Consider the following 26,959-nt stretch of genomic DNA (forward strand, 5'->3'; position numbering starts at 1 on the left):
GTACTCGAAGCATGAAATATCTGATCAAACGACCGCATCATGCATCCGCGGCCAGGAAACTTCGGGATGCTTGTCGAGCAAGATGGTGACGATCTCACCCTGCAGTGCAGTGATGGCGTAGGCGAGGTTATGGTCGATTGGTTTGGGCAGAGCGTTGCTCGGCCAGAGCGAAGATCTTCATGCCAATGAGCATGGCGATGACAAACAGTATCGCTTTCGACTCGCCGCTGCCGGCGCTCACGAGGGCCGGTCCCGGGCAAAAACCTGCCAGACCCCAGCCTGCACCGAATAGTGCGCTGCCGGCAAGCAAGCGACGGTCGACGCGCGTTGAGGCAGGCATTGACATCGGTGCGCCCAACAGGCTGTGCTTGAGCTGGCGCGCAACCGTGAAGCCAGCGAAGCCGATTGCAATCGCACCGGCCATGACGAATGCCAGTGACGGGTCCCAGTTGCCGGCGACGTCGAGAAAGCCCAGCACCTTCGCAGGGTTCGCCATGCCGGACACGATCAGTCCCACGCCGAATATCAGCCCGGCCAGCAGCGCGTTTAGCTTCAGCATGTCAAAACCCCAGTAGATGACGCGCAACGAAGACAGTGCCAAAGCCCACCGCCATGAACGTTGCCGTGGCGGCAAGCGAGCGAACCGAACCGCGTGAGAGACCGCATACTCCGTGACCGCTGGTGCAACCCGACCCATAGCGGGTACCGATCCCAACCAGCAGGCCAGCTACAACGAGCACAGGCGGCGACGATGCAATCGTCACGGCGGGTAGCGGCGCAAAAAGCTTGAAGACCCACGGCGCGGCGAACAATCCGAGCACGAATGCAGCGCGCCAGGCGCGATCGCCGGAGGCCGATTCGAGCAGGCCGCCCAGAATCCCGCTGATGCCGGCGATGCGGCCGTTTCCAAGTACGAGCAGCGCCGCCGCAAGCCCGATCAACAAGCCCCCGGCCAGCGCGGGGAGGGGCGCGAAGTGGGCGACATCGAGGCTCATTTCGCGCGTCCTTTGACTTTGCCGCAATAGAGGCTGGACAGCGTCTGCATGATGCTCAAGACTTCGGCGCCCGCAAGGCTGTAGTACATGTACTTCCCTTCGCGCCGCGCACTGACGAGGCCTTCCTCGCGCAGCACGCCAAGATGCTGCGACAGGCTCGGTTGATGAAGTCCGACCGCTTCTTCCAGTTCCCCGACGTTGTGCTCGCCTTCGATCAACTGACATAGCAACATCAAACGGTCTTCCTGCGCCATGGCCTTGAGAAGGGCGCAGCATTTCGTCGCGGATTGCCGTAACGCGGCGAGCGCGGTGGGAGACAGCGGCGTGTTCATCGATCAGCGTCCTTAGATCTGACAGTATGTTGACTAACATTATATGAGAATATATATTGTTTTTCAATATATTGGATGGAGCGTGCGATGAAACCACTGGTAGAAGCGTTCTTTGATCGGGTCACGTGCACCGTCAGCTACGTCGTTCACGCAGGCGATGGATCTGCATGCGCAGTGATCGATTCGGTGCTTGACTACGACCCGAAGGCTGGCCGCACCTCGACTCGCTTAGCGGACAAGATCGTCGACTTTGTTCAGGCGCATGCGTTGCGTGTCGAATGGCTGCTGGAAACGCATGCTCATGCGGACCATTTGTCGGCTGCGCAATATCTGAAGGCACGGTTGGGCGGCAAGATTGCCATCGGCGATGGCATTCGCGCGGTGCAGGGCGTATTCAAACTTGTCTTTAACCTGGGCGCCGAGGTGCGAGACGACGGCCAGCAGTTCGATCATCTGTTTGCAACCGGCGAAACCTTCGCCATCGGTGCGTTGAGCGCGCACGCGATACACGTGCCCGGACATACGCCGGCCGACATGGCCTATCAGATCGAGGACGCGGTTTTTGTCGGCGACACGATGTTCATGCCGGACGTAGGCAGCGCACGTTGCGACTTTCCGGGCGGCGATGCGCATGCGCTTTATCGCTCGGCACGCAAACTATTGTCGCTGCCGGCAGCGACGCGGCTCTACATGTGTCATGACTATCCGCCGCATTCGCGTCAACCACAGTGGCAAACCACCGTAGCCGAGCAGCGCAAAAGCAATATTCATCTGCATGACGGCAATTCCGAAGAGGCGTTCGTCGCAATGCGCACCGCACGCGACCGGACGCTTGAGATGCCTACGCTCATTCTTCCCGCCGTGCAGGTCAACATTCGTGCAGGCTCATTGCCTGAGCCCGACGATAACGGCACGCGGTACCTGAAGATTCCGCTCGACGCGTTTTAGAACTTGCATGGCGAGCGCCTCCATGCCCCGGTGCTGAGAGTTCAAGAATGAACGCGGCTCGCTTCACGTCGAGTCGTAAGTCGGCGCGTGAGTATCAGGTTACGTGGCGGCTGGCAGGGACGTTGTAGCGAGACTGTATAGCTACCGGTTGCGTTGCCACGATAGCGGCCGATTCACGACGTTGCCCAACTCTAACATTTAGCAAACAGAACCATTTTGTTTGTAATAAAAATCGGGCGAATTTACATCAACGCGTCGATGCCGGTATGTTCGACAGAAACTGTTTCATGGAATTACGGAAATGCGGCAATTCCTTGACAAACGCGCACCGCGTCACCTATTTTTCATCTGCCGCCAATTACAAATAATTACCTGAAAGTAATCTCCCCGGAAGAACCGGAATATCCAATCCATATATTTAGACATTCTAAGCAAAGAGCATAGCTAATTGGATCGATGTTCTTTGAAACAAGTTGGCTCTCAACCGCTGTCTGCCTGCGATGCAACGCGAGTGTCATGAGCTCGGACGCATTTCTTCGGCGATAGCGGCCCTTGTGAAAAAAAGTAGCTAAAACTCACCACCGAGGATAGAGATGAAACGAGACGAGGGTCTTACCGGAAGTCACCATCATCGGCAACGCGGGTTGTCTGGATTGGGAATTTTAGTGATCCTGATGATGTTTATTGCGGGATGCGGAGGAACGGACAGTGGTTCGTCGACGAATACCGCCGCAGCCTTGCAACAGACGGCGAAACAGCAGTCTGCCGGACAAACGCAGTCGCAGACGGCCAATCAGACCTACCTCGATCCTGTTGCCTATTCGGGCAACGCCAAAGACGGCCTGGACCCGTCCCAGGTCTCGGAGAATGCGGCAGTCATGCACTACCAATGGCCGTTCGGTCGAACGCCGGTCAATTACACGACCACAACCGGTCATTTGACGGCCGCCGACTCGAAGGGCAACCCCGAAGCCACGATGTCCTACGTCGCGTATACCGCGCCGGGTGCGAACGGTTCATCGCGGCCTGTCACCTTTATCTATAACGGTGGGCCGGGTTCTTCCTCGATCTGGCTGCGTCTCGGATCATTTGCGCCGACGCGGGTAGCGACATCCGACCCGGTCTTCGGGAACTGGCCCAATTACCCGCTGGTCGACAATGAAGAAAGCCTGATCGACACCACGGACATGGTGTTTATCGATCCGCCAGGAACGGGGCTATCCGAGGCGATTCTGCCTAACACGAACCAGAAGTTCTGGGGCACCGATGCGGATGTCAACATCATCCGCGATTTCATCGAGCGCTATCTGACGGTCAATAACCGCGGCAGCTCTCCGATTTATCTGTATGGCGAGTCTTACGGCACACCGCGCACCGATATTCTGGCGTTGGCGCTGGAATCCGCGGGCATCCATGTGACGGGGATCGTGCTTCAGTCCGCAATCCTGAATTACTTTGCGGATGCGATCGAAGCTGTCGCCATCACGAACTCGACTAGCGCGCTCGCGCTCGATACGGATACCCTGGCCGGATATTTTCCGGGCTACGCGGCAGTGGCGGCCTACTATAACCAGGCCTCGCCGGCGCCGGTCAATCAGGATCTTTATGCCCTGCAGACGGAGCTGTTCGTGACGGCTGAATACGATCGGCTCAGGAGGTTCTCGCAGTCGTGGGTACTCAGTCAGCTTGGCATCCCGAATGCATTGGGTACACCGGTATTCCCCCGTCCGGCAACGCTTCAGGCGTGGACGCTGCCATCCGGTCTGACCCTGCAGGCGCTGCAAGGCTACTTCAATGTCAATCCTTTCTCGACCACCCTCATACCCGGCACGACGATAGGCCGGTACGACGGACGTGTGTCATTGCCCAATTCAGATCCGCGTTTGCAAAACGACTCCGATCCATCCGATATTCTGATCTCGCAGCCGTTCACCACGGCGCTGGCGACACAGTTGCCTGACTATCTTGGATATTCGGCGCCCAATGCGACTTACCTGCCGTTGAACGACAATATCATTCAAGTCTGGGACTTCTCGCATGACGGTCAGCCTCTGCCCGATACGATCCCTGATCTGCTAGGCGCGCTGACGCTGAACCCGCAGCTCCGGGTACTCTCGGAAAACGGCCTGCATGATCTGGCCACGCCGTTCTTCAATACGGAGAAACAGCTGGCGCGGCTTCAGACGGTACCTGGCCTCAATCCGGACTTGCAGGTCAACTTCTTCCAGGGTGGCCACATGACTTATCTGGATGACGGCGCTCGCCCGCGGATGAAGCGGGATCTGGTGCGCTTCTATCGGGGCACACCGCTTCCGGATGCGCTCGCGCTCTGGACCCTGCCGCCGCCGTGGCGCGACGAAAGCCCCGCCAATCAGCCAACCACCACGGCGCAAGTCACGACGCCGTGACCGATGGGATGCGACTCGTCCGTTCCGTGGTACTCCGTTCACTCAATCAATGCGAGTAATCATGTCTCTTTTCGATATGTTGCGGCGTATTTCCCCATTGATCGTTCTGGGCTGCCTGGGCGGCAGCGCGCATGCGCTGCCGCCTCAAGCGGTGGCGCCGGCGACTCCGCCTGGCGGAGCCAAGGGAGTCGATGGGCCGTTCTTTCCGCAGAACCGTGCTGAGCCCATCACGCCGTCGACCGGCACAACGCTGCAGCAGCAGGCCCAGCAGCGACTCGAAGCGAGGTTGGGGGCAGACTCCGCTCTTGGCAACGGCGCGGCGGTGACGAAAGCACAGGCGCAAACCCAGGGTCTCGGCTATGTCGCCAAGCACTTCGACCAGATCGATACAAGCCATAAGGGGAGTGTGACGATGAGCGACGTCAGACAGTACCTTCAGCAACAAGGCAAGTAGCGAATTGGCACCGCTCGATTGACAGGGCGCCGGTTGTGTCCAGCCGGCGCCGCTTTGCCCACCTTGGCCGAAGCAGAATAACGTCGTGCCCCTGAAGACGGTAAGCTACGCACTGCTCGTGCAGCTCTCAGCCGTTTATTTCATGAGGAGCAGGACGCCTTGGTGAATCGCTCGTTGCGCTGGTTGTTACTCGTCGTCATCCTGCTGATCGTGGCGGCGACTCTGGGTATGGGCCTATATGGCTACGCGTCGTTGCCGAAACTGGACGGCGCCATCGCCGTGAGCGGCTCGAACGGGCTCGCGAGCGAAGTCGAGATCGCCCGGGACGCCCACGGCATCCCGCATATCCTTGCCGGCAACGACGGCGACGCCTATTTCGCGCTGGGCTTCGTCCATGCGCAGGACCGGCTCTGGCAGCTCGACATGGACCGGCGCATTGCTTCAGGCACGCTCGCCGAAGTGCTGGGCGAGCGCGCCTTGCCGATCGACAAGTTCATGCGCACACTCGGCGTGATGCGGAATGCCGAACGCATCTATCGCAATCTGTCGCCGGACGGCCGCTTCGTGCTCGATCGCTACGCGGCGGGTATCAACTACTACTTGAGCACGCGCCGCACGCCGCTGCCCATCGAGTATCTGCTGACCCGCGCGCCCGCTCCCGCACAGTGGACGCAGGCCGATTCCGTCGCGTGGCTCACGGTACTGGCGTGGGACCTCAGCGGCAACATGGGAATGCAGATCGAGCGGATGCGGCTGGCCCAGAAACTGCCGCTGGAGCAGATCCATCAGTTGATCACGACTGCACCGGAAGATCTGACGCGAATGGCGACGACCGATTACGTGCCGCTGTATCGCCACGTGTCGAAGCTCGCCGCCGCATCCGCCGACGTGCTCGCCGCCGCGCCCTCGCAGCATGTTGAAGGTCTCGGTTCCAACAATTGGGTGGTGTCCGGCAGCCGCTCGGAAAGCGGCAGCCCGATTCTCGCGAACGATCCGCACCTCGGTCTTTCAGCGCCGTCGCTGTTCTATCTGGCGCATCTGAAGTCCGATCGCCTGAGTGTGGTCGGCGGCACGGTTCCCGGTTTGCCGGTGGTGCTGATCGGCCGCAACGATCAGATTGCGTGGGGCTTCACGAATACCGGTACGAGCGTCGAGGATCTGTTCATCGAGCAGGTGAATCCCGCGAGGCCTGACGAATACCGCACACCGGGCGGCTGGGCGTCGTTCGCCACGCGGATCGAAACGATCAAGGTCAAGGGGCAGGCGCCGTTGCGCTGGAGCGTGCGCGAAACCCGTCATGGCCCGGTCATCAGCGATGTCTCCGCGAATGCGCAAGATGCGCTCGGCAAATCCGGACAATACGTGCTCGCGTTGCAATGGACGGCGTTGATGCCGGACGACAAGACTGTCGAAGCCGGCATCGGCTTCAACCATGCGAACAACTGGAACGCGTTCCTCGATGCGGCGGCGAAGTTTTACGCCCCGCAGCAGAACATCGTCTACGCGGATCGCGGCGGAAATATCGGCTTCATCGCGCCGGGGCGCGTGCCGCTGCGCAGCCCCGATAACGATCTGATGACGGAAGCGCCCGCGCCGGGTTGGGACCCGCGATACGACTGGAACGGCTTCGTGCCGTTTGCCGATTTGCCGAAGGCGTTCAATCCGCCGCAAGGGCAGGTCGTGACCGCGAACAACCGGATCGTCGCGAAGGACTACCCGTATTTCCTGACGGGGGAATGGGCGCTGCCCTATCGCTACAAGCGGATCACGGCCTTGCTCGACGCGCGCCAAAAACATACCGCCGACAGTTTCGCGGCGATACAGGCGGACATCCAATCGTTGTCGATGGACGAGCTGCTGCCGTTGGTGACGGCGCAAACCGGCACGCTGAACGATCCCGACGCGGTGGAGGCGCTGGCATTGCTGAAGAAGTGGGATGGCGAAGCGCGCGCCGACCGTTCCGAGGCGCTGATCGCCGACGCGTGGGAACGTGCATTGACGCGTGCGATCTTCGAGCCACGCATTGGCCACCCGCTGTTCAAGGAGTACTGGGGGCAACGCAACCTGCATCAGGCCTTGCTGAACACACTGCGCGACCCGGCAATCGGCGCCGTATGGTGTGGCAAGGGCTCGGACGCGACGGCGGCGCAGCCGTGCGCACCGCAGGTCGCCGCATCGCTGCAGGCCGCGTTAGCGGATCTCAAGCAACGCTACGGCAGCGACATGAGCGCGTGGCGCTGGGGTGAAGCGCATGCGGCCGTCGCGCCGCACCGGCCGTTTCACCAGGTCTCGTGGCTCGCGCGTTGGTTCGACGTGCGCGTGCCGGTGGGTGGGGACATGATGACGGTCAACGTGGGCGGAAACGACTTCAGCAACGATGAAACGCCGTATCAGACGCGCATGGCAGCGGCGCTGCGCATGGTGGTGGATATGGCGCACCCTGAGGCCGCGCGCTTCGTCTTGCCGGTCGGCGAATCGGGCAACCGGTTTTCCGGGTGGTACGCGGATATGACGCGACTGTGGGCAAGCGGCCGCTACGTCACGATTCCGACCGACGCGCGGAGCATCGAGCAGTGCGATTGCAAACGGCTTCGGCTTACGCCTTCGCACGGGTGAGAACGCGGGCCGCGCCTGGCGCTTTGATGGAGTCCGACACCGAGGTCGAAATGGAAAACGCATGGCAGTTTCAGCTAAGGATCGCCGTCTCGGCGGAACTCGCGGGCGCGCTGCGCACGGACCCGGCGTGCTCGTCGCACGCTGCGCTCGGCGATGTTCTGCGCGGGCATCACGCGTCCTTGAAGTGTCAGTTCGATGCGTTCGCCGACTACGTGAGTGAAGCGGAAAGAATGGGTCCGGAAAACTATCCGCTGTATCAATGGACCCGGGAGACGATTGAGAACCCGGAGAAAAAGGCCAGGTATTTACGGTCCTTCACTGTCTATGTAGACGGCAACGAGGTCTACGGCAGGGAAATCGCCGATCTGATGGAGACCGAACTATTGGCACTGGTCGGCGACGGCGGAATCATCAGCGTCACCAGGTTCGATACCAACCCGGCGCACAATCCGCAGCCACCTGCGCGCTAGCTGGCGCGTGGATCGTCGCGATGCTGGGCCGCGAGTCGATGCCGGCCTCGGCATGGCTTCGACATCGATAGTCGGATATCAGGTCAATGCCGTTGGAAGGATGAATCTGTCTTCATCCGCCAGCTTTCCAACAAGACACTCGCATGTAACAAACAGAAATTATCGTCTCGGTACCGCGTGCGCCTGAACGTATGCGGTCGTCGACGTGCGATCGCGTCTGCCTGCCATTTCCACGGAGAGACTCATGCCGACGTCGGCATTCCGGCTATTCGCGTTCGTTGGACTCTTTGCTGCAACAGCGTTGCTCGGCGCATGCGGCAACAGTGTCGACCCGCCCAAGGCGGCGTGCGGCAACGCCACAGTCACCGACGCTCGCATGAGCTGCCCGCCGGGCTTCGTCCCGCCCGCCTCCTGACGCCGGAATTCAAACCAGGTCCATCGCATGGTCGCCAAAACTCGTCGAGATTTTCTGAAGCTGTCCGCCGGACTCGCCGGCGCGACAGCCGCCACCACCCTCTTTCCTGAATCGATTCGCAAGGCACTGGCCATCGAGCCGAGTTCGGTCACCGGCACGATCCAGGATGTGCAGCACATCGTCGTCTTCATGCAGGAGAACCGTTCGTTCGATCACTATCTCGGTCACCTGAGCGGCGTGCGCGGCTATAACGACCGCTTCCCCGTGACGCTGCCGAACGGCCAGCCGGTGTGGTTCCAGCCGCGCCAGGAGGATCAGACCAAAGTGATCGCGCCGTTCCGCTACGACACGAGCAATCCGAATGTCAACGCGCAGTGTATCGGCGGCCTGCCGCACACGTGGAGCACCACGCACGGCGCGATCGACAACGGCCGCGCCGACAAGTGGGCCGTGCAAAAGACCAACATGACGATGGGCTATCACGTGCGCGAGGACATTCCGTTCCACTACGCGCTCGCCGATGCCTTCACGGTGTGCGACAACTACTTCTGTTCGATTCCGGGCAACACGCACCCGAACCGCATGTATCTGATGACGGGGATGGTCGATCCGCTCGGCACGGGCGGTGGCCCGTTGCTCGACAATATCGACTACATCGACAATCAGTTCGACAGCATCAAGCTGCAGCCCTTCAGCTGGACGACCTATCCCGAGCGGCTGGAGACGGCCGGCATCTCGTGGCAGATCTATCAGCAGGGCACCGGCTTCGACAACTTCAACGGCAACTACGGCACGAACATGCTGGCCTCGTTCCAGAACTTCGTGAATGCGCCGGCTGGGTCGTCGCTGCAAACCCGGGGGATGAGCACGCGCACGCTCACGCAATTGAAAGCCGACGTGCAGGCGAATGCGTTGCCGCAGGTGTCGTGGCTGTTGCCGCCTGCCGCCTATTCCGAGCATCCGAAATTCACGCCGCTCTACGGCGCCAATTACATTTCCACGATTCTCGATGCGCTGACGTCGAATCCCGGCGTATGGAGCAAGACCGTCCTCTTCATCATGTACGACGAAAACGACGGTTTCTTCGATCACGTCGTGCCGCCGCAAGCACCGACGCTGCCGGGCTCGGGCATGAGCACGGTGGACATCACGCTCGAACGGCACAACGTCGTGACCGCGACGCAGGCCAGCACGTACACCGCCGACAACCTGCCTTACGGTCTCGGGCCGCGCGTGCCGATGACGGTCGTGTCGCCGTGGTCGAAGGGCGGTTTCGTGTGCTCGCAGGTGTTCGATCACACGTCGGTGCTGCAATTCATCGAAAAGCGCTTCGGCGTAGTCGAAACCAATATCTCGCCGTGGCGCCGCGCGATCTGCGGCGATCTCACCACGACGCTCGACTTCTCGAAGCCGGACTCGACGGTGCCGTCGCTGCCGAGTACTCAAACGTACGTCGCTCAGGCCGATACGCAATGCGCGCGCTCGACGGCTCAGGCCGCGCCCGCCAGCACCGCCCAGCAGGTCGTGGCGGCGCAGGAGCCGGGCACGCGGCTTGCGCGTGCGCTGCCGTACGAGTTGCATGTGAACGGTCAGTTGCAGTCGCAAGGGTATGCGCTGACGTTTGCCAACACCGGCAAGCAAGGCGCGCATTTCTGGGTCTATACGGGCGACCCGACGGCGATGCCGCGCCGCTATACCGTCGAGGCCGGCAAGCAGCTGACCGATACGTGGACGTTCGACGCAAACGGCAATTACATGGTGAACGTCTACGGCCCGAATGGATATTTCCGGCGCTTCGCGGGATCGTCCAGCACAGAGGCCGCTGCCAAACCGGACGTCGTGACGTGTTACGACGTGGCCAACGGCAACGTCTATCTCACCGTGTCCAACGCTGGGACCACGCTGCTCACAGTCACCGCGGCCGACCTCGCGTATGGCCAGCCGCCGGTGACGTTGACGGTGCCGGCAGGCAAGAGCGTGGAGGCCCACTGGGACCTTTCGTGCAGCAATCAGTGGTATGACTTTCAGCTGACAGCGGCCGGCAATGCAAGCTGGTTGCGGCGCATTGCGGGTCACGTCGAGACCGGCAAGCCGAGCATCACCGATCCGGCCGCGACTGCGCCGGTGACGAAGGCGATTTGAGAGCCTGGATTAAGGATTCATTTCATCGTCGAAACTGACAAAAGCGATTTGACATTTGGCGACAAGGTGTCGAGTTCGTGAGAGGATGCAACTTCATTTATTTCGCGAGGAGGTCGATATGGGACTCTTGGATGAGGCAGGCAAGATTGCAGGCGCAATCGCCGCCGTTGAAGCGGCAGAAAAAGTCGATCCGGACGCTGGTCTGCTCACGAAAGGGATCGCAGCCGTAGCAGGTTTTGAAGGTGCCGGTGCGCTGGAGTCGTTGATCGAGAAGAAGGACGACGAGAAGAAAGAAGACGCCGACAATACGCAGGCTACGGACAGCACCGATCCACAGGCTTGATGTCGTGCTTGCCGTTCGCGGGTCAGTCCCACACAGGGCTGACCCGCTTTGTTTTTTCTAGCCGGGTTTTGCCGGGACATCAGACTCGAGACAATACCCATTCCCGGAAGCGCTTCAAACCCGGTTGTGCCTCGAGACGCTCCGGGAAATAGCAGAGATAGTGTCCCTGGTCGACGTCGATCGGGGCTGTCAGGGGTTCGATGAGGCTGCCGGCGGCCAGGTTGTCGCGCACCAGAAACGCGGGGATGAGCGCCAGTCCGAGTCCTGCCTGAGCCGCCTGGATCAGCACGGAGTATTGCTCGAAACGCGGACCCGCGAGCACCTGCATGCCGTGTACGCCGTAGAACTCGGCCCATTCTCCCCATACCCGTTCAGCCTGGCCGTGCAATAGGCGAGGGACCCGCGCAGCGTCCTGCGGCCGGCGCAACGAATGACTCTCCTGATAATCGGGCGCGCAGACTAAAAGAAAAGTACGCCCGTCGATGTAGTCGCATTGAACGCCTTCCCAACTGCCGTCGCCGTAGCGGATGGCGGCATCCAGATCCAGTGGGAACGGATCGCCGTGCGCCAGGTGCCGGCTGAAACTGATCGTGATCCCCGGCGTGCGAGACAGAAAATCCGGGAGCCGGGGAATCAGCCATTTGGTCGTGAAAGTCGGGACGCTTGCGATCGTCAGCAGGTCGCTCTGGCCGGCCGCGCTCATCAATTCGAGCGACGCGTTGCCGATGTCGCGCAACGGGTTGCCGACCCGCGCGAGGTAGAGACTGCCCGCCCGGGTGAGCACAAGGTTGCGGCCGTCGCGGATGAACAACTGCACACCGAATGAACTCTCGAGAGCAGCGATCTGCCGGCTGACGGCGCTCGGCGAGAGGCCGAGCTCGCGCGCCGCGCGGGAAAAGTTCAGATGCTTGGCCGAGCTTGCGAAAGCAAGTAGTTCGGTGATGTTCGGGTAAAGGTGTTTCATCGGAGGATTGGCGTCGAAGTGTTCCGGATGCGCACAGCGCAATGCGTGTTTTGTACGTTTTTTTCATGACCACGCCATGTCGTATCCGCACAATTGCAAGCCATTCGAAACCTTCCGCTGAGTCCAGCCATGACATGTGGGCTTCAGTCCGTTTCCCGAGGAATGCCTGCATGCAAACGCCCGCCGCACCGGCCATCCAGCCTCGTGTTCCCGCTCATCACCGCAGCCGACGTTCGGTGTCGGCCGGACGCGTCGCGCTTCAGCTCGTCGCGGTGCTCTTTGCGCTCTACATGCTGTTGCCGATCGCGCTGCTGTTGATCGGCGCGTTCGGCGAAACGTGGACCAATACGTTGCTGCCGACCGGCATCACCGGACATTGGTTCGCGGATCTCGACGCCAACACGAGCTTCCGGCGTTCGTTCGGCGTGAGCCTGATGGTCGCGCTGGCCTGCTGCTGTGCCGCTGCCGTGATCGGTCTGCCGCTCGCGTATGCGCTGCACTACCGCTCGCTCTCCGGGCACGGCATGACGGCGCGGCTGGTGGCGCTGTTGCCGGTGGGCGTGCCCGCGCTCACGCTGGGTTTCGGCTACATCGCCATCTTCAGCGGCGACACGCTGCCGTGGCTCGGATCGTTGCCGTTGCTGATCGCCGCTCATACGGTGCTGACGCTGCCGTACCTCACGCAGACGCTGCTCGCCGATCTGCGCCACCTCGATATCGCGCGCCTCGAAGCGTGCGCGGCGACGCTCGGCGCGACGCCGCTGCGGCAGTTCTTCACGATTGTCTTGCCCAACCTCCGGCAGAGCCTGTTCTCGGGACTCGTCATGGTGGCCGCGCTATCGATCGGCGAATTTCAGGTGTCCAACCTGATCGCCGGCTTTCGTTACCGGAACTATCCGGTGGTGCTGCTGCAGGCCTTTTACGGCGCGACCGGCATGGCGTGCGCCGCCACCGTGGTGTTGCTTTGCCTCGCGGTGATCGCGACCCTGGTATCGGTCAACACTGTTCAACGAATCAAGTGACACGATGAGCCTTCATTTCGACAACGTCAGTTTTACTTATCCCGGCGCGCAGCACGGTATCGATGCCGTCACGCTGTCGGTTGCGCCGGGTGAACTGCTGGCCGTGATGGGTCGCAGCGGTTCCGGCAAGTCGACGATCCTGCGGCTCACCGCGGGTTTGCTGAACGGCTACCAGGGAAGGATTGCGATCGACGGACGCGACGTGGCGGGCGTGCCGGTGTGGCGCCGCGAGGTCGGCATGGTGTTCCAGCACTACGCGCTGTTTCCGCATCTGAGCGTAGTGGACAACGTGGCCTACGGGCTGCGCATGCGCGGCGTCGATTCCGCGAAACGCCGCGCGCGTGCGCTCGAGATGCTCGAACGGGTCGGTCTTGCCGAACACGCCGCGCGGCGTACGACGTTGCTCTCGGGCGGCCAGCAGCAGCGCGTCGCGTTGGCTCGCGCGCTGGTGTTCGAACCGAAGGTGTTGCTGCTCGACGAACCGCTCGCCGCGCTCGACGCTGGCATCCGCCAGCAGCTGCGCGACGAGATTCGCACGCTGCAACGCGCATGCGGTGCCACCACGCTGTTGGTCACGCACGATCAGGACGAAGCGCTGAGCCTGGCGGACCGGGTCGCCGTGGTCGACGGCGGGCGCGTCTTGCAGGTGGATACGCCGGAGCGTCTCTACGATCGGCCGGTATCGACGCAGGTTGCGCGTTTCGTCGGTCATTCGAGCGTGATGTCGGGACGCGTGATAGCCAACGGCGCAGTCGACGTCTCCTTCGCGAAGCTGTCCGCCGATACCGGCGCATTTCGCCCCGGCGAGCGGGTCGACGTACTGGTTCGTCCCGAACACGTGCAGCCCGATCCGCCGGCGAGCGCGGTCAACCGGATGGCCGGCCGCCGCGCGGAGGTGCGCTATTTCGGCGCGACGTGCCGCTATGACTTCGTTCCGGATTCCGCGCTGACGCCGTTGCTGTGCGAGGGGCGCCGTCTCGCCGAACACGCCATTGCCATCGATCCCGAACATCTGCGCGTCTTGCCCGCGCAGGCCAGTCAATGTCGTTAATTCACCTTGTTTGACGGAGAACCAGAATGTTTGCAGGGTTTAGTCTTTTGTCGCGTGTCCGCCGGGTTGCCGGATTCGCTTGCGTGCTGTCGGCGCTGACGGCGGTGACTGGCGCTCACGCCGCGCCGGCGGCGCCCCTTTATTCCGGAGAAGACGCGCTGTACGCGAAGGCTGCGGACGAGGGACTCGTCGTCTCGTTCGACACCGGTCCCGAATGGGCCAACTGGAAGGCGCTGTTCGCCGAATTCAGAAAGCGTTATCCGAAGGTCGAGATTACGTACAACGATATCGGCTCGGCGGCGACCGTGGTTGCGCTGGACAAGGCCCGGCGGCGACCGCAGGCCGATACCGCGTATTACTTCGCCGCCTCCGCGCTGGAGGCAGTCAACAAGGACGTGGTGGCGCCGTTCAAGCCGGTCAATTTCGACAAGCTGCCGCCGGTGTTTCGCGAGCGCGATGGCCGCTGGTTCACGGTCCATTCGCTGAACATCGCCTTTCTGGTCAACCGCAAGCTGGTGAAGAATGTGCCGCACGGCTGGGCCGATCTGCTCAAGCCTGAGTACCGGAACTCGGTGGTCTATCTGGATCCGCGTTCGACTGGACAGGGCCAGGTCGCGGTCTTCGCGGCGGCCTATGCGTTCGGCGGCGGCGTCGACAATCCGAAACCGGGTGCCGACTTTTTCGGCAAGTTGCGCGAAGCGGGCAACGTGATGCGCGTCGAAGGCACCACGCCGTATGCGAAGTTCGTCAAGGGCGAGATTCCGATCCTCATCGGCTACGAAAACGACGGCCTGAAAGCGAAGTACACCGACGGCATGGGCGACGCCGCCGAAGTGGTGATTCCACAGGAAGCGACGGTGTCCGCACCGTACGCCATCAGCCTCGTGAAGGACGGCCCGAATCCGAACGCGGCGCGGCTCTGGCTGAACCTGGTGATGAGCGACGTCGGCCAGGCGCTGTTCGCGCAAGGTTACGTGCGTCCTGCTGTGCCTGACGTGCAGCTCTCGGCGGAGATGCGCGCGAAGATGCCGGACGTGCCGCAGGTGCACCCGCTCGACGTGGTCAAGGCCGCGGCGAAGAAGGCCGAGGTCGACCAGTTGTGGGCGCAGGCCGCGCTCGCGAAATAAGGGGCCGCAGATGGGTGTGTCCTCGATGAACGAAGGGCTCGCGCGCCGCTTCGGCGCCGTCCCGGCGGGCCTGCTGCTTGCCCTGTTCTTTGCGTTGCCGCTCGGCGCCTTGCTGGTGTCGGCGGGCGAGGGGAACGGTGCGGCTTTCGTGCGGTTGGCGCGCGACCCGCTGGTGGTCAGTGCGCTCGGACACTCATTGGCGCTGGCGTTCGCCGCCGGCACCGTGTCGCTGATGGTGGGGCTGCCGCTCGCGATGGTGTTGGCTGGACAACCGCCGCAGCGGCGCGGCTGGATGCTGGCGCTGCTCGGTGTGCCGTTGGCGTTTTCCGGGCTGGTGATTGCGTACGGGTTCATTCTCGCTTTCGGCCGTGCCGGCTTCGTGACGAGTGTTTTCGCACGCATGGGCGCCGACCCGGCCACGGTCGGGGCGCTGATCTACACGACCGCGGGTCTGGTCGCGGCCTATGCGTACTACCTGATTCCACGCGTCGCGCTGATGCTTTATCCGGCGCTTGCCAACCTGGACCGCCGCCCCATCGAAGCTGCGCTGACGCTGGGCGCAACGCCGCTGCGGGCGCTCTTCGACGTGGCGTTGCGGGAACTGTGGCCCTCGATCGCCTCGGCGTGGTGCCTCGTCACGTCGATTGCGCTGGGCACCTACGGTACCGCGCTCGCGCTCGCCGGGACGCAGATCAACATCCTGCCGCTACTGATGTACCTGAAACTTTCCGATGGACAGACGGATTTTCCGCAGGCCGCCGCGCTTTCGCTGGTGCTGATGGCGGTCTGTACGAGTGTTCTGGCACTGGGGGAATGCCTTGCACGGCAACGACAACACTGAATGGTCCGCCGCCGCTTACCTGGCGCTGCAGAGACTGGCGATCCGCCAGGCAGGTCCGACGCGGCACGCGATGCCGATTGGACTGATCGGGCCACGGGAGGCCACGGTAGAACAACTGCAGGCAGCAAGAACCCTCGGTTCTGCATTGGCCGGCACCGGCATGGCGATTCTCTGCGGCGGCAAAGGCGGGGTGATGGAAGCGGCCGCGTTTGGCGCTGCGCGCGCGGGCGGCATCGTGATCGGACTGTTGCCCGAGGACGATGCCAACGAGGCCAACGCGTTTCTTACCGTGGCGCTGCCGACCGGAATGGGGATCACGCGTAATGCGCTGATTGCGCGCGCCTCGCTCTGTCTGATCGCGATAGGCGGCGGGCTGGGCACGCTGTCCGAAATGGCGCTTGGCCTGCAGTGGGAAAAACCTGTCTTCACGCTGCTCGACGCACCGCAGGTGAGCGGGGCAGAGGTGTTCGAAGACGTCGACGCGCTCGTCACCCGCGTCGCGAACTGGCTTGTATCCGCGGACCAGCCGCAGGTCATCAATCCGCACGTCTGAGGTTCTGAAGGAACGCGTAACTGAATCAATTCGATGTTTTGTGTTCAATAAATAGGCCTACTTATCATGATGAAAAAGACCACACTCACCTGTCTCGCGTTGAGCAGCATCTCGTTTGCCGCACACGCGCAGAGCAGCGTCACGCTTTACGGGATCGTCGACGCCGGCCTCGGCTATACGAGCGGCCAACGCGTTGCCCAGACCAAGGGGGCGGCGGGCAAGCCGATCGTCTATAGCAACGCGTCGAACTATGCGTTTGCCAGCGGCACGTGGTCCGGCGATCGCTGGGGCATCAAGGGCACTGAAGACCTGGGCGACGGTTTGTCGGCGGTGTTCCAGTTGGAGAACGGCTTCAATATCGGCACCGGCCAGCTGGGGCAGGGTAGCCGCGAGTTCGGCCGCCAGGCATGGATGGGGTTGTCGAGCACGAAGTTCGGCAAGCTCACGCTGGGTCGCCAGTACGATCCGATCGTCGACTTCGTCGGCACGATCAGCGCGGGGACGTTCCTCACCGGCATGGGCGCGCACCCCGGCGATCTGGACAACATCGACAACCAGTCGCGCGAGAACAACTCGATCAAGTACACGAGCACGGATTTCGCCGGGTTCCGGTTTGGCGCGCTATATGGGTTCGGCAATCAGGCGGGCAGCGTCAAGAATCAGAGCACGTGGAGCCTGGGCGGCCAGTATGCGCATGGTCCGTTCGCCATCGGCGCGGCCTACATGCTGGCGAACAACACCTACGGCGCCAACGGCGGCGCGTGGACGGGCGCGTATGACGGCACGTTTGCGTCGTCGATCAACGAAGGTTTTGCATCGGCCGAGAATCAGCGGATCATCGCGGCGGCGAGCACGTATCAGATCGGCCCGGTGACGCTGGGTGTGTCGTACAGCAACACGCAGTACAAGGCCGGCAGCTTCTCGCTGTTCAACGGCAAGGAGACCTTCAACTCGGCGGGCCTGACCGTGGCGTATCAGGCGACGCCCGCGTTGCGCCTCGCCGCCGGCTACGACTACACGCGGGGCAGTTCGATCAACGGCGGGTCCGCTCCGAAGTACAACCAGTTCAACTTCGCGTCGTATTACTTCCTGTCCAAGCGCACGGCGCTCTATGGACTGGTCGGGTATCAGAAGGCCAGCGGCAAGACGCTCGACGCATTCGGCAACCTGGTCAATGCGACGGCTTCGGTCGGCGACGTGGGGAACGGCATTTCGTCAGCGAGCAATGCGCAGACACTCGTGCGCGTGGGTATTCGCCAGACGTTCTAACGGCGGAGCCGCTGCGAGTCAGGTGCATGGCGTTCGATGGGGCACTTCTGCCTCATCGAATCGTGCACCTTCCGCATTCATACGCGTACATTTCATCGCGCTGTCATAGCTGCGCGACTAGGATGGCTGGTCACGTCCAGCACGCCCTGGTCGAGCACTGCACGCGCGGCTCACATAGCACCGTGCGACCGGCGTACGCATTGGCGTCCTTCCACCACCGTCCAAAAATACCGACATGTCGAACAGGAAAACCGCTGACACCTCACCCTCCGATCAGGCCGCTACCGTTTCGCGCCGTGGGTTTTTGAAGTTGGCCGGCGCATCCAGTCTCGCTACGGCCGCGGGCAGTCTTTCATCGATGGCGCGTGCCGCGAACGGCACACCGGACGGCACGCCGGAGCAGATCCACCTGACATGGGGCAACGATCCGACGAGGGAGGTCACGGTGTCGTGGGCGTCGCTGGCGCAGGCGGTCAAGCCTCAGGTGCGCTTCGGCCGCACCGGCGAGACGAAAACGACGGTGCCCGGCGTGCAAAGCACGTATACCGATGGCCTCAACGGCGAGGTCGTGTTCACCTATCACGCGCGTCTGCATGGTCTGATGGGCGATACGCACTACGAGTACGAGGTGAGCGCCGACAACGACAGCAACGCGGCCCAGCCTTTCACCGCGAGCTTTCGCACCGCGCCGCGAGGCCGCGCGCCGTTTCGCTGGACGAGCTACGGCGATCTCGCGACGCCCAATACCGGTTGGGTGTTGTCGTCGCCGCAAAGCCGCTTCGCGGTTCACGCGGTCGAGCGTTTTGAGCCGCTATTCCACCTGCTCAATGGCGACCTCTGCTATGCCAATCTGAATCCGACGCACCAGCCGGACGTGTGGCGCGATTTCGGCAACAACTGCCAGACTTCCGCAGCGAAGCGGCCGTGGATGCCTTGCCCGGGCAATCACGAGGTCGAATTTCACAATGGCGAACAGGGCCTCTCGTCCTATCTCGCGCGCTACACGCTGCCCGAGAATCACACGCGTTTCCAGGGCCGCTGGTACAGCTTCCGCGTCAGCTCGGTGCTGTTCATCTCGCTCGATGCGGATGACGTGGTCTATCAGGATGCAGCGGCGTTCGTTGCCGGTCCGAATCCGCTGGTGCCCGCGGCGAGCACCGGCAATCCGCCGATTCAGCCGGGCACTTCGTTCTATATCCGCGGATATAGCGGCGGCGAGCAGACGCGCTGGCTCGAGAAGACATTGCGCCACGCGGCTGAAGAGGACGAAGTCGACTGGATCGTTGTCCAGATGCATCAGGACGCACTGAGTTCATCGAAGACCGGCAACGGGTCTGATAAGGGCATTCGCGAGGCGTGGCTGCCGCTGTTCGACCGTTATGGCGTGGACCTGGTGTTGTGCGGTCACGACCACGACTACGAGCGCAGCTACCCCGTGCGCGGCTGCAATCACAACAAGGGCACCGACATCGCCACGGGTCGGGTGGTGGATACGTTGCAGCCGCGGCCGGTTGCGCCGGCGGCAGCGGGGGCGACGTCGTTCGATACGAGCCATGGGACGATTCATTTGATTCTCGGCGGCGGCGGGACGAGCGCGCCGCTGGATGTCTATGGCGTGGACCTCGGTACCGGGCTGCCGCAGGCGCGCATTTTCACGCGGCCGAATCGTCCGGCTCCCGGAGCGACGGCGGGCACCTTTGCACGTGCCAGCGCGGATGCCGTCGAGGATGCGATCTGGTCGGCGCAACGGGATACCGGGACGGGCTACGGCATCGCGGTGTTCGATCATGATCCGGGGCAACCGGGCGGCCACACCACGATCACGATGAACTACTACCATGCACCGGGTGCGGATCAAACGCCGACCCAGAACTATGAGTTGTTTGAAACTATCGAGTTGAAGAAAAAGCGGCGCGAGTGAGGTGTCGAGCCGCTCGCGAGGCGGACGCTCAAACTCGATCGAAACGGGCTACGGCCGCACGCAAACGCCTCGCCGTAGCACCCAGCGCTATCCGGCGTCGTGCTGTAGATATTTGTGCGCAAACGCGATCGCCATGCTGCCTTCGCCGACCGCTGAAGCGACGCGCTTGACCGGGCTCAAGCGCACGTCGCCGCAGGCAAATACGCCGGGAACACTCGATTCGAGGAGGTAGGGATCCCGGCTATGGGACCAGCGTCCCGCCTTGACGACGTCGTCGCCGGTGAGAACATATCCGCGCCCATCGCGTGCGATTTCCGCCGGCAACCACTCAGTCTGCGCATCGGCGCCAATGAACACGAACAATCCGCCACAGTCGTGTCGACTCACCTCTGCGCTCAGTCCGTCGCGTACGTCGATCGCCGTCAAATGGGTATCGCCGTGCGCACCGACTACTTCCGATCGCAGTTGCACTCCTACGTTTTCTTTCCCGCGAAGCTGCTCGACCAGGTAGCGAGACATGCTCTTCTCCAGCGAATCGCCTCGCACGAGAAGCGTAACCATGCGCGCATGATTGGCAAAGTACAACGCTGCCTGGCCGGCCGAGTTTCCACCCCCGATCAGATAGACGTCGAGTCCGTGAGTAGTGCTCGCTTCGCTGCGTGATGCGCCGTAGTAAATGCCTTTACCGATGAGCCGGTCGAAGCCGTCGATCGCGAGGCGGCGCCACGTGACGCCAGTCGCGAGGATGATCGTTCGCGCCCGGATGACGTCGCCTCCGTCGAGGTGAGCGCTACGCCCGGCGACATCGATTCGAGCGACAGACCGTGTCACCAGAATCTCCGCACCGAGCCGCCTTGCCTGCTGCAGTGCACGGCTCGCCAGTTCGTCGCCCGACACACCGTTGGGGAAGCCGAGGTAATTCTCAATACGCGAAGAGGTCCCGGCCTGCCCGCCTGGCGCTTCGCGCTCCAGCACCACAGTACTCAAGCCTTCCGACGCACCGTACACTGCCGCAGCGAGACCGGCCGGCCCGCCGCCAATGATCATCGTGTCGTATTCGGCGAGGCGAGGTTGTGTCTGCAGGCCCAGCAATTGCGCAAGCTCGCGTGTCGCAGGCCGGCTCAGCACCGTCCCGTCGACCAGTCGTAATGCCGGGCAATCCTGCTCCGGCGGACAGGTTCCAGGCCAGCGCGCCGGCAGTTCGGGCGCATCCGGTGTCATCCAGTCGTAGCTGATCTGGTTGCGGGCGAGGAACTGGCGCAACGCGGTACAAGCAGTGTCCCAGCGGCTTCCAATCATGGTCACGCGGATCTTGGGCGGCTCGGCGGAGAGACCCTGCAGTCCGCCGATGCGCTCGCGCGCAAGGGCGCCCATCTTGAACGCAATGTCCGGCGACGCCGCAGCCAGTGCGTAGTAACGCTGAGCGTCCACGCGCAGGACACGCGACGGCTCCGCGGCCCGATAGGCGCCTGGAAACGGCGAACTTAGCGCGAGCGGCACTTCGCCAAAGATGGTTCCGGGCAGACGCCAGCCCAGCGTGCGCTCAATGCCGTCGAACGTCTTGATGACTTCCATCTTGCCGGACACGACGGCGTACAGCGCGCGCTCGCCACCTTCGTGAACTGCGAACTCGCCCGCGCACAGATGCAGGTCTGCGCACGTGTGCGCGAGATGCTCCAGTTCGTTGTCAGGGAGTGTTGAAAACAGTGGAATCGCCCGGATTTCGTCGATGGTCAGCATGGCTTCGTCCAGACAGGCAATTGAGGTGACGCTCGCTCGGTCTACCTGATTTCAGGTCGTCCGTCTCGCCAAAAGAATATGCGCGAGCAGACGGCTCAGCACCTGGCGTTCGATCCGAGGCGGGCACAATGCCGTTAGCCTTCCCGCAGCGAGCGTACCAATACTGCTTGAATAGGTGTGCGAACGCACACTACAGCTGCGCGACAGACAACAGGCAGACCGAGCCAGTATAGGACTTTCGGATGCGAATGTTTATTCGCTGGAGACCGATCGCTTATATCGCTCGTCAACGAAGTGGCTCGCGCCGTTGCGTTTCCGACGGCAGTTCGCCAAACCGCTCCCGGTAACTCTGGGCGAACCGGCCGAAATGGGTGAAACCGCAATCCAGTGCGATGGTCGCGACGCGAACCTCGGGCGTGCTCTCCCGAATGGCCTGACGCGCGCGATCAAGACGCACCTTCCTCACAAATCGCTTTGAGCTGGGCAACGAACTTTTCAGCCACCTCCCGTCCCGGCCTATCCTCCCGCCAGATGGCCGAGAGCGAAAGCGTTCCGAACGGCGGAGCGTAGCCAATCTTGCGCAGTCCATACAATGTGCCGATTTCATCGATCGCGAAGCCCGGCAATAAGGCGATCGTATCGGTATGTGCACAGATCGCGAGATTGATCGTGTAGACATGTGAGTAGATCACGCGATGCGGCAGCGGCACTCGCGCGACATCCAGTGCGTTACGCAGATTCGTCAGCAACACGCTCGGTCCCTCCGGTAGAAACCACGGGAACGCCGCCAGTTCTTCGAGGGTGACATTCTTACCGGCGAGCGGATGATGCGCCCGCCCGACGAACGCGGGACCGCCATCGTGAAACAAGGGTTCGGCACGCAGGACACCGGGGCGGCTGATGTCATTCCAGCGACCAATCACCAGGTCCACATCACCCGCTTCGAGTTCGGACAGCAATTGTTCCATTGACGCCTGCCGCAGCGTCAGGCCCACACGCGGCGCCACTTTCCCGAACACGTTCACGCAACGGGACAGCGCCTCCCACCATCCGAGCGGTGTAAATACACCTACCGTCAGCTTGCCCGACTCGCCTCTGGATACGGCGTCGCATTCGTCTTCCGCGCGCTCGAGGTCGGCCATGACCTTGGCGCTGTACCGCATGAGCACTTCGCCCTGCAAGGTCGCGCGCGAACCGAACGGCGTGCGTTCGAATAGTTGCGTCCCCATCAGCGCTTCCGCTTCGGTAAGCGCCTTTGAAATTGCGGACTGGGTAAGCGCCAGTTGTTCACTCGCTTTTTGCAGACTCCCTGTGCGCCCGATTTCGTAGATAACCGAAAGGTGTCGCATTTTCAGGTGCCCCACGCGTTTTCTGGTGTCTTCCATTGAGTGTTTTCCCGGGCATGACGTTTCTTCATGTCCCTTGCCAGTTAATTCGTTTTTTTGGCGCGCCAAGTGCCAGCAGACTTGGGTTGAAGCCGTACCCGTTGCTGCCAGAAGCAGAATATCGAACCGATTATATCGGCAGGAGTGCGATGGACAGATCAACCTTTTTCAAGCGGAGTGGCAGTGGAAAGACTTAGCGCCGGCATCGCGAGTTTCGTTCGAACCGGCAAGCCCGGCACCGATGACTGGCGTGCCTTTTCGGACGCGCAGCCGTTTCTGATGTCGTTCGACAGAGACTCACTATAGCCGCGGCGTGCATTGCCTTTCTCAACCTACGAAAAGAACCGAATCATGAAACCTGTGTTGCCTGTGCAAACCGCGTCGGCGCCATCCAGGATCGACGCGAAGATATGGATTATCGGTCTTGTCTGCTTCTGCGTCATGGCGGTGGATGGCTTCGACACGGCCTCGATTGCCTACGTCGCGCCGACGCTCGCTCGCGAATGGAACATCGCCCATGCGGCCCTCACGCCCGCCTTTGTTGCGACGAGTATCGGCGCGGTCGTCGGCTATCTGTCGAGTGGTGCACTAGTGGCGCGCGCAGGCCGGCGCAGGGTGATTGTGCTCGCGACGGTGGCGTTTGCGTTGTTGTCGCTCGGCACCGTGTTTGCTGGTTCCATCATGAGCATCTCGGCAGTGCGCTTTGTCACGGCGGTCTGCCTCGGCTGGGTTGTGCCGGCCGCGATCTCCTGCACCGCCGACCATGCAGGCGAACAATCTCGCGCAGCAGCAACGATCGCCGCCACGACGGGCCTGTCAGCCGGCGCCGCGCTGGGAGGCTTGCTGGCATCTTTCCTGATCGCGCATCACGGGTGGCAGTCGGTTTTCATCGCAGGTGGTGTACTGCCGCTCGCGCTATTGCCTTTTGTCTGGGTTGCACTAAGCGGAACCGACAATCGGGAAACCGACGCTTCACCAATACGCGAGGCGACGCCGCAGACGGCGGAGTCATCCAGCATCGTAGCGTTGTTTCAGCATCAGTTCGCGCTTGCGACCACCCTTATCTGGTCCATTGCATTCCTCGCTTTTCTCGTGACCTATCAATTCATGTTCTGGGTACCGACCTTGCTGGTGTCGTACGGTTTTTCGCCAGCGAGTGCGGCCGTAGGTTCCACAGCCGGTGCAATTGGCGGTGTCGCGGGCAATATGGCGTTGTTGCTGTTTGTCGGGCGATACGGTGTGCAGCGATCGCTGATCTTTACCGCATGTCTTGCAATCGGATGTATCGCATGCCTTGGTCTCCTCACGGTAGATCAGAGCGTTGTGTTGTTGCTTATTGCCGGGATAGGGGCGGGCACGACAAGCGCCTGCGTCGGGCAGGCAACGTTAGCCGTCATGGCGTATCCGCCGGCTCTCCGCCCGACCGGGGTTGGCTGCGCCGCTGCGGCGGGTCGGGTCGGCGCAGTGGTCGGCCCGGCAATCGGCGGGATTTTGCTAACGCTTGGGTTTTCGCCACAGCGAATTGTTTTGCTCAGTTGCTTGCCGATTTTCCTGATAGTTGGCCTGCTCGTAACCTCACAGGCCGAGCCATGGCGGGCGCGAGGCATTCGCGCGGCGACGGACTGGTAGCAGCCAGCGATGATCGTCGTAGTTGGCCGTTCAGGGTGGTGGATCCTTCAGACCGACCGTCACCGCCCGTCGGATCCACCGGAGCAGGCCTGGCTTATGGCTTCGTGCTCGTGTCCTGGTTCCGGAACGCCGCCTCTCCGGCGTCCGATACCTCGACCCACTTCTTGTCGGGCGCTGCATCTGCGACGTAGCTGTCGTGCCAGTTCCACCACTTGTAGGTCGGGGTCTGAGGATAGCCCTCGGGAGAGTCCTCCCAGACCTCCTGCCGGCCCAACGGTGTGATGTCTAGGTAGTTCCAGGTGCCCCCCATCTGCTCGTCGCCGCGGTTGTTGATGAAGTAGGTGCGGAACACCTGACCGCCGTCGCGGTAGAACACGTTGGTGCCGTGCCACTCGTTCACGCCGAAGTCGGCGTCGAAGCCGTCCGTGAGGGTGAACCACGGTATCTGCCAGCCCATCCGCGCCTTCAGCCGCGCGATGTCCGCCTGGGGCGCACGCGAGACGAAGACAAGGGTGGTGTCACGAGTGTTCAGGTGGGCGACGTGGGCGACCTGGTCGGCCACCATGGAGCAGCCCCGGCAGGCGTGGTCGGGCCAGCCGAACACTCCCGGCTCGAAGAAGGCGCGGTAGACGATCAGCTGACGCCGACCGTCGAACAGGTCGAGCAGGCTGGCCTTGCCCGCAGGCCCCTCGAACGCATACGGCGTCTCCACCGCCATCCACGGCATTCGCCGGCGCTCGGCGGCCAGGGCGTCACGGGCGCGGGTCTGGGCCTTTTCCTTCACGAGCAGCTGCTCGCGAGCCGCCTCCCACGCCTGCGGCGACACGACCGGTGGAGTGTGCATGGCAGGCTGTCCGCCTTGCCGTCCGTTCTCGGCTGATGTAGTCATGGTTTTTGCAATCTCCTGATTGGGGTGATTTCTCGCGCCTCGCGCCTCGTGGCTGAAGCGCGATTCCATTCGCTGCTCATCGCTTGGTCACCGTGAGATAGTCTGGCACCGGAAATCGAACGTTGGGAGTAACAAGTGTGGCGATATTCCGATGGAGTGAGTCGCTGATTACAGCCGCGGCGCGCTGCTAGAATCGATGTATGGTCTGCGCCTTGGACAACACGCACGGCTTGGGAGCCGCTGCGCGTCGGCGCAGATAGTCCACCTTTCCACGTCGCCTTATGAGTCAAGTTTGTCAGGCATGCGGAGCCTGCTGCGCGCACTTCCGCGTATCGTTTTATTGGGGCGAAACCGATTTGCAAGCGCTGGGAAGCGTTCCCGAAGCGCTGACGGTTCCCGTTTCACCCCACCGCGTCGCGATGCGCGGTACCGAAGTGAAGCCGGTCCGCTGCGTTGCGCTGACCGGCGAGATCGGATGCTCGGTGGCTTGCTCCATCTACGAACTCCGTTCCACTACTTGCCGCGACTTCGAGGCTGGCACCGACCGATGCAATCAGGCGCGGCTTGCTCATGGGCTTGACGCGATTGAAGCCGCGGCTCCGCCTGAAGGCGTTTCGTGAAGATGTCGCGTTGGGTAGCGTCTGACACAAATCAGCGATCGGCGGCTGAGGTCCTCCAATCATGGTGAACGTACGAAGCCTGTGGATGCGAAAGGCTGCGAATGTGCGGCTAGGGTTGTTCTAATGGCGGCCAGCGCACTTTCGCGTCAGCGACAACATCGCTCACGCATTCACTGAGGCGTTCTGCGCCAGCAACAGAAACCGCTCCCAATGAACATCGCCTTCTCTCCTACGACCCAATCCGATGCCGACACACTGGTTGCCATTCGTATCGCCGCGATGCGCGAGAGCTTGGAGCGAATCGGTCGTTTCGACCCGCAACGTGCCCGCGAGCGCTTCCTCGCGTCTTTCGACCCCGCGCTGTGTCGATTCATAGAGGTCGATGGTGTCCAGTCAGGCTTCATCCTGATTCGCCCACAGGAAGACCACTGGCTCTTGGACCACCTTTACATTTTGCCGGAGCATCAAGGGAAAGGAATCGGCGCAGCCGTCTTGCGGGATGTCTTCGCGAACGCCGACGCGCAACGCATGCCAATCCACCTGGGTGCTTTACGCGGCAGCGATTCAAACCGCTTCTACCAGCGGCATGGCTTCATACAGAGTGACGAAGCAGAATGGGACATCTACTACGTGCGTCAGCCAAGCCAGCCTAAAGTAGAAAGCTAGTTTGGATTGGCTTTCATAGGACGCGGCCGGTCGTTGGTGTCGGCTACAGACGTTCGAGCATCGCAAATGGCTGACTATGTGCTGCCGAGTTCGGCCAGCTACGGCCATTCCGCTCGAGTATTCCGTGGACGTTTGAAGGTCGGCTCCACGCTGGCAACG

Annotated in this window: 26 protein-coding genes; 18 read left to right on the top strand and 8 right to left on the bottom strand. The window is 62.1% G+C overall.

Annotated features, from left to right (window positions below; translation table 11 throughout):
- Positions 1–127: 127 nt before the first annotated feature.
- The 3 genes from DLM46_RS14800 to DLM46_RS14810 are packed head-to-tail and all read right to left on the bottom strand — an operon-like array spanning position 128 to position 1,327.
- Entirely contained in the window at positions 128–559 is a 432-nt protein-coding gene (locus DLM46_RS14800) for a YeeE/YedE family protein (protein ID WP_115101487.1), read from the bottom strand.
- Position 560: 1 nt separating this feature from the next.
- A complete protein-coding gene (locus tag DLM46_RS14805) occupies positions 561–995 on the bottom strand; it encodes a YeeE/YedE family protein (RefSeq protein WP_115101488.1) in 435 nt (144 codons plus the stop codon).
- On the bottom strand, positions 992–1,327 hold the full coding sequence (locus DLM46_RS14810; protein WP_115101489.1) for an ArsR/SmtB family transcription factor: 336 nt from the start codon (positions 1,325–1,327) through the stop codon (positions 992–994). Before DLM46_RS14810 ends, DLM46_RS14805 begins: the two co-directional genes overlap by 4 nt.
- Positions 1,328–1,414: 87 nt before the next feature.
- On the opposite strand from DLM46_RS14810, the gene DLM46_RS14815 reads away from it, so the two are divergent.
- The 8 genes from DLM46_RS14815 (at position 1,415) to DLM46_RS14845 (ending at position 11,123) form a co-directional block, all read left to right on the top strand.
- Positions 1,415–2,275 (top strand): MBL fold metallo-hydrolase, encoded by an 861-nt coding sequence (locus tag DLM46_RS14815; protein ID WP_115101540.1) that lies wholly within the window; start codon positions 1,415–1,417, stop codon positions 2,273–2,275.
- Positions 2,276–2,868: 593 nt separating this feature from the next.
- The gene (locus tag DLM46_RS14820; RefSeq protein WP_115101490.1) at positions 2,869–4,683 is read left to right on the top strand and encodes a S10 family serine carboxypeptidase-like protein; all 1,815 of its coding nucleotides are present in this window, start codon (positions 2,869–2,871) and stop codon (positions 4,681–4,683) included.
- Positions 4,684–4,744: 61 nt separating this feature from the next.
- Positions 4,745–5,137 (top strand): 2-oxoglutarate dehydrogenase, encoded by a 393-nt coding sequence (locus DLM46_RS14825; protein WP_244306216.1) that lies wholly within the window; start codon positions 4,745–4,747, stop codon positions 5,135–5,137.
- Between the two features lie 162 nt (positions 5,138–5,299).
- Positions 5,300–7,753: a penicillin acylase family protein gene (locus tag DLM46_RS14830; protein ID WP_244306218.1), complete on the top strand. Its 2,454-nt coding sequence runs from the start codon at positions 5,300–5,302 to the stop codon at positions 7,751–7,753.
- Positions 7,754–7,803: 50 nt separating this feature from the next.
- Positions 7,804–8,223 (top strand): hypothetical protein, encoded by a 420-nt coding sequence (locus DLM46_RS14835; protein WP_115101542.1) that lies wholly within the window; start codon positions 7,804–7,806, stop codon positions 8,221–8,223.
- Positions 8,224–8,467: 244 nt separating this feature from the next.
- Positions 8,468–8,638 carry a hypothetical protein gene (locus DLM46_RS39425; protein WP_165847978.1) on the top strand — a complete coding sequence of 57 codons (171 nt, stop codon included), beginning with the start codon at positions 8,468–8,470 and terminating at the stop codon, positions 8,636–8,638.
- Between the two features lie 27 nt (positions 8,639–8,665).
- A complete protein-coding gene (locus tag DLM46_RS14840; RefSeq protein WP_115101492.1) occupies positions 8,666–10,780 on the top strand; it encodes a phosphocholine-specific phospholipase C in 2,115 nt (704 codons plus the stop codon).
- A gap of 118 nt (positions 10,781–10,898) precedes the next feature.
- Positions 10,899–11,123 carry a hypothetical protein gene (locus tag DLM46_RS14845; protein ID WP_115101543.1) on the top strand — a complete coding sequence of 75 codons (225 nt, stop codon included), beginning with the start codon at positions 10,899–10,901 and terminating at the stop codon, positions 11,121–11,123.
- 79 nt (positions 11,124–11,202) lie between these two features.
- On the opposite strand, the gene DLM46_RS14850 is transcribed toward DLM46_RS14845, so the two are convergent.
- Complete coding sequence (locus DLM46_RS14850) at positions 11,203–12,087, bottom strand: LysR substrate-binding domain-containing protein (RefSeq protein ID WP_115101493.1); 885 nt, start codon at positions 12,085–12,087, stop codon at positions 11,203–11,205.
- A 290-nt stretch (positions 12,088–12,377) separates the two neighbouring features.
- On the opposite strand from DLM46_RS14850, the gene DLM46_RS14855 reads away from it, so the two are divergent.
- The 7 genes from DLM46_RS14855 to DLM46_RS14885 all read left to right on the top strand — a co-directional run bounded on the left by DLM46_RS14855 (position 12,378) and on the right by DLM46_RS14885 (position 19,871).
- Positions 12,378–13,109, top strand: coding sequence for an ABC transporter permease (locus tag DLM46_RS14855; RefSeq protein WP_244306222.1), 732 nt, complete (start codon positions 12,378–12,380; stop codon positions 13,107–13,109).
- 4 nt (positions 13,110–13,113) lie between these two features.
- Positions 13,114–14,160, top strand: coding sequence for an ABC transporter ATP-binding protein (locus DLM46_RS14860; RefSeq protein WP_115101495.1), 1,047 nt, complete (start codon positions 13,114–13,116; stop codon positions 14,158–14,160).
- A gap of 26 nt (positions 14,161–14,186) precedes the next feature.
- Positions 14,187–15,287, top strand: a complete 1,101-nt coding sequence (locus DLM46_RS14865; RefSeq protein WP_115101496.1) for an extracellular solute-binding protein — start codon at positions 14,187–14,189, stop codon at positions 15,285–15,287.
- A 25-nt stretch (positions 15,288–15,312) separates the two neighbouring features.
- Positions 15,313–16,128 carry an ABC transporter permease gene (locus DLM46_RS14870; protein ID WP_115101544.1) on the top strand — a complete coding sequence of 272 codons (816 nt, stop codon included), beginning with the start codon at positions 15,313–15,315 and terminating at the stop codon, positions 16,126–16,128.
- 70 nt (positions 16,129–16,198) lie between these two features.
- Complete coding sequence (locus DLM46_RS14875; protein WP_115101545.1) at positions 16,199–16,681, top strand: TIGR00725 family protein; 483 nt, start codon at positions 16,199–16,201, stop codon at positions 16,679–16,681.
- A 69-nt stretch (positions 16,682–16,750) separates the two neighbouring features.
- The gene (locus tag DLM46_RS14880; RefSeq protein WP_115101546.1) at positions 16,751–17,950 is read left to right on the top strand and encodes a porin; all 1,200 of its coding nucleotides are present in this window, start codon (positions 16,751–16,753) and stop codon (positions 17,948–17,950) included.
- A 235-nt stretch (positions 17,951–18,185) separates the two neighbouring features.
- Positions 18,186–19,871, top strand: coding sequence for a purple acid phosphatase family protein (locus tag DLM46_RS14885; RefSeq protein WP_115101497.1), 1,686 nt, complete (start codon positions 18,186–18,188; stop codon positions 19,869–19,871).
- Between the two features lie 87 nt (positions 19,872–19,958).
- Here the strand turns inward: DLM46_RS14885 and DLM46_RS14890 are convergent, their stop codons facing one another.
- The 3 genes from DLM46_RS14890 to DLM46_RS14900 all read right to left on the bottom strand — a co-directional run bounded on the left by DLM46_RS14890 (position 19,959) and on the right by DLM46_RS14900 (position 23,065).
- Positions 19,959–21,611 carry an FAD-dependent oxidoreductase gene (locus DLM46_RS14890; RefSeq protein WP_115101498.1) on the bottom strand — a complete coding sequence of 551 codons (1,653 nt, stop codon included), beginning with the start codon at positions 21,609–21,611 and terminating at the stop codon, positions 19,959–19,961.
- A 286-nt stretch (positions 21,612–21,897) separates the two neighbouring features.
- A complete protein-coding gene (locus tag DLM46_RS14895) occupies positions 21,898–22,077 on the bottom strand; it encodes a helix-turn-helix domain-containing protein (RefSeq protein ID WP_244306220.1) in 180 nt (59 codons plus the stop codon).
- Positions 22,058–23,065 carry a LysR family transcriptional regulator gene (locus tag DLM46_RS14900; protein WP_133300341.1) on the bottom strand — a complete coding sequence of 336 codons (1,008 nt, stop codon included), beginning with the start codon at positions 23,063–23,065 and terminating at the stop codon, positions 22,058–22,060. Before DLM46_RS14900 ends, DLM46_RS14895 begins: the two co-directional genes overlap by 20 nt.
- Positions 23,066–23,437: 372 nt before the next feature.
- On the opposite strand from DLM46_RS14900, the gene DLM46_RS14905 reads away from it, so the two are divergent.
- A complete protein-coding gene (locus DLM46_RS14905; protein ID WP_244306224.1) occupies positions 23,438–24,625 on the top strand; it encodes an MFS transporter in 1,188 nt (395 codons plus the stop codon).
- A 94-nt stretch (positions 24,626–24,719) separates the two neighbouring features.
- On the opposite strand, the gene DLM46_RS14910 is transcribed toward DLM46_RS14905, so the two are convergent.
- Positions 24,720–25,514 (bottom strand): DUF899 domain-containing protein, encoded by a 795-nt coding sequence (locus DLM46_RS14910; protein WP_165847981.1) that lies wholly within the window; start codon positions 25,512–25,514, stop codon positions 24,720–24,722.
- A 281-nt stretch (positions 25,515–25,795) separates the two neighbouring features.
- Between DLM46_RS14910 and DLM46_RS14915 the strand changes: the two genes are divergently transcribed.
- On the top strand, positions 25,796–26,134 hold the full coding sequence (locus DLM46_RS14915) for a YkgJ family cysteine cluster protein (RefSeq protein WP_115101501.1): 339 nt from the start codon (positions 25,796–25,798) through the stop codon (positions 26,132–26,134).
- A 210-nt stretch (positions 26,135–26,344) separates the two neighbouring features.
- Positions 26,345–26,800, top strand: a complete 456-nt coding sequence (locus DLM46_RS14920; RefSeq protein WP_115101502.1) for a GNAT family N-acetyltransferase — start codon at positions 26,345–26,347, stop codon at positions 26,798–26,800.
- Positions 26,801–26,959 lie beyond the last annotated feature (159 nt).

The sequence above is a fragment of the Paraburkholderia lacunae genome, assembly GCF_003353175.1.
In the GTDB taxonomy this organism is placed as follows: domain Bacteria; phylum Pseudomonadota; class Gammaproteobacteria; order Burkholderiales; family Burkholderiaceae; genus Paraburkholderia; species Paraburkholderia lacunae.

What these genes read in the sequence shown, in the direction of transcription:
- DLM46_RS14825 (WP_244306216.1), top strand. Translation starts at nt 4,745, where the DNA reads ATGTCTCTTTTCGATATGTTGCGGCGTATTTCCCCATTGATCGTTCTG.
- DLM46_RS14860 (WP_115101495.1), top strand. Translation starts at nt 13,114, where the DNA reads ATGAGCCTTCATTTCGACAACGTCAGTTTTACTTATCCCGGCGCGCAG.
- DLM46_RS14855 (WP_244306222.1), top strand. Translation starts at nt 12,378, where the DNA reads ATGCTGTTGCCGATCGCGCTGCTGTTGATCGGCGCGTTCGGCGAAACG.
- DLM46_RS14885 (WP_115101497.1), top strand. Translation starts at nt 18,186, where the DNA reads ATGTCGAACAGGAAAACCGCTGACACCTCACCCTCCGATCAGGCCGCT.
- DLM46_RS14800 (WP_115101487.1), bottom strand. Translation starts at nt 559, where the DNA reads ATGCTGAAGCTAAACGCGCTGCTGGCCGGGCTGATATTCGGCGTGGGA.
- DLM46_RS14805 (WP_115101488.1), bottom strand. Translation starts at nt 995, where the DNA reads ATGAGCCTCGATGTCGCCCACTTCGCGCCCCTCCCCGCGCTGGCCGGG.
- DLM46_RS14835 (WP_115101542.1), top strand. Translation starts at nt 7,804, where the DNA reads ATGGAAAACGCATGGCAGTTTCAGCTAAGGATCGCCGTCTCGGCGGAA.
- DLM46_RS14875 (WP_115101545.1), top strand. Translation starts at nt 16,199, where the DNA reads ATGCCGATTGGACTGATCGGGCCACGGGAGGCCACGGTAGAACAACTG.
- DLM46_RS14865 (WP_115101496.1), top strand. Translation starts at nt 14,187, where the DNA reads ATGTTTGCAGGGTTTAGTCTTTTGTCGCGTGTCCGCCGGGTTGCCGGA.
- DLM46_RS14920 (WP_115101502.1), top strand. Translation starts at nt 26,345, where the DNA reads ATGAACATCGCCTTCTCTCCTACGACCCAATCCGATGCCGACACACTG.
- DLM46_RS14815 (WP_115101540.1), top strand. Translation starts at nt 1,415, where the DNA reads ATGAAACCACTGGTAGAAGCGTTCTTTGATCGGGTCACGTGCACCGTC.
- DLM46_RS14890 (WP_115101498.1), bottom strand. Translation starts at nt 21,611, where the DNA reads ATGCTGACCATCGACGAAATCCGGGCGATTCCACTGTTTTCAACACTC.
- DLM46_RS39425 (WP_165847978.1), top strand. Translation starts at nt 8,468, where the DNA reads ATGCCGACGTCGGCATTCCGGCTATTCGCGTTCGTTGGACTCTTTGCT.
- DLM46_RS14915 (WP_115101501.1), top strand. Translation starts at nt 25,796, where the DNA reads ATGAGTCAAGTTTGTCAGGCATGCGGAGCCTGCTGCGCGCACTTCCGC.
- DLM46_RS14810 (WP_115101489.1), bottom strand. Translation starts at nt 1,327, where the DNA reads ATGAACACGCCGCTGTCTCCCACCGCGCTCGCCGCGTTACGGCAATCC.
- DLM46_RS14880 (WP_115101546.1), top strand. Translation starts at nt 16,751, where the DNA reads ATGAAAAAGACCACACTCACCTGTCTCGCGTTGAGCAGCATCTCGTTT.
- DLM46_RS14845 (WP_115101543.1), top strand. Translation starts at nt 10,899, where the DNA reads ATGGGACTCTTGGATGAGGCAGGCAAGATTGCAGGCGCAATCGCCGCC.
- DLM46_RS14850 (WP_115101493.1), bottom strand. Translation starts at nt 12,087, where the DNA reads ATGAAACACCTTTACCCGAACATCACCGAACTACTTGCTTTCGCAAGC.
- DLM46_RS14905 (WP_244306224.1), top strand. Translation starts at nt 23,438, where the DNA reads ATGGCGGTGGATGGCTTCGACACGGCCTCGATTGCCTACGTCGCGCCG.
- DLM46_RS14820 (WP_115101490.1), top strand. Translation starts at nt 2,869, where the DNA reads ATGAAACGAGACGAGGGTCTTACCGGAAGTCACCATCATCGGCAACGC.
- DLM46_RS14910 (WP_165847981.1), bottom strand. Translation starts at nt 25,514, where the DNA reads ATGACTACATCAGCCGAGAACGGACGGCAAGGCGGACAGCCTGCCATG.
- DLM46_RS14840 (WP_115101492.1), top strand. Translation starts at nt 8,666, where the DNA reads ATGGTCGCCAAAACTCGTCGAGATTTTCTGAAGCTGTCCGCCGGACTC.
- DLM46_RS14870 (WP_115101544.1), top strand. Translation starts at nt 15,313, where the DNA reads ATGAACGAAGGGCTCGCGCGCCGCTTCGGCGCCGTCCCGGCGGGCCTG.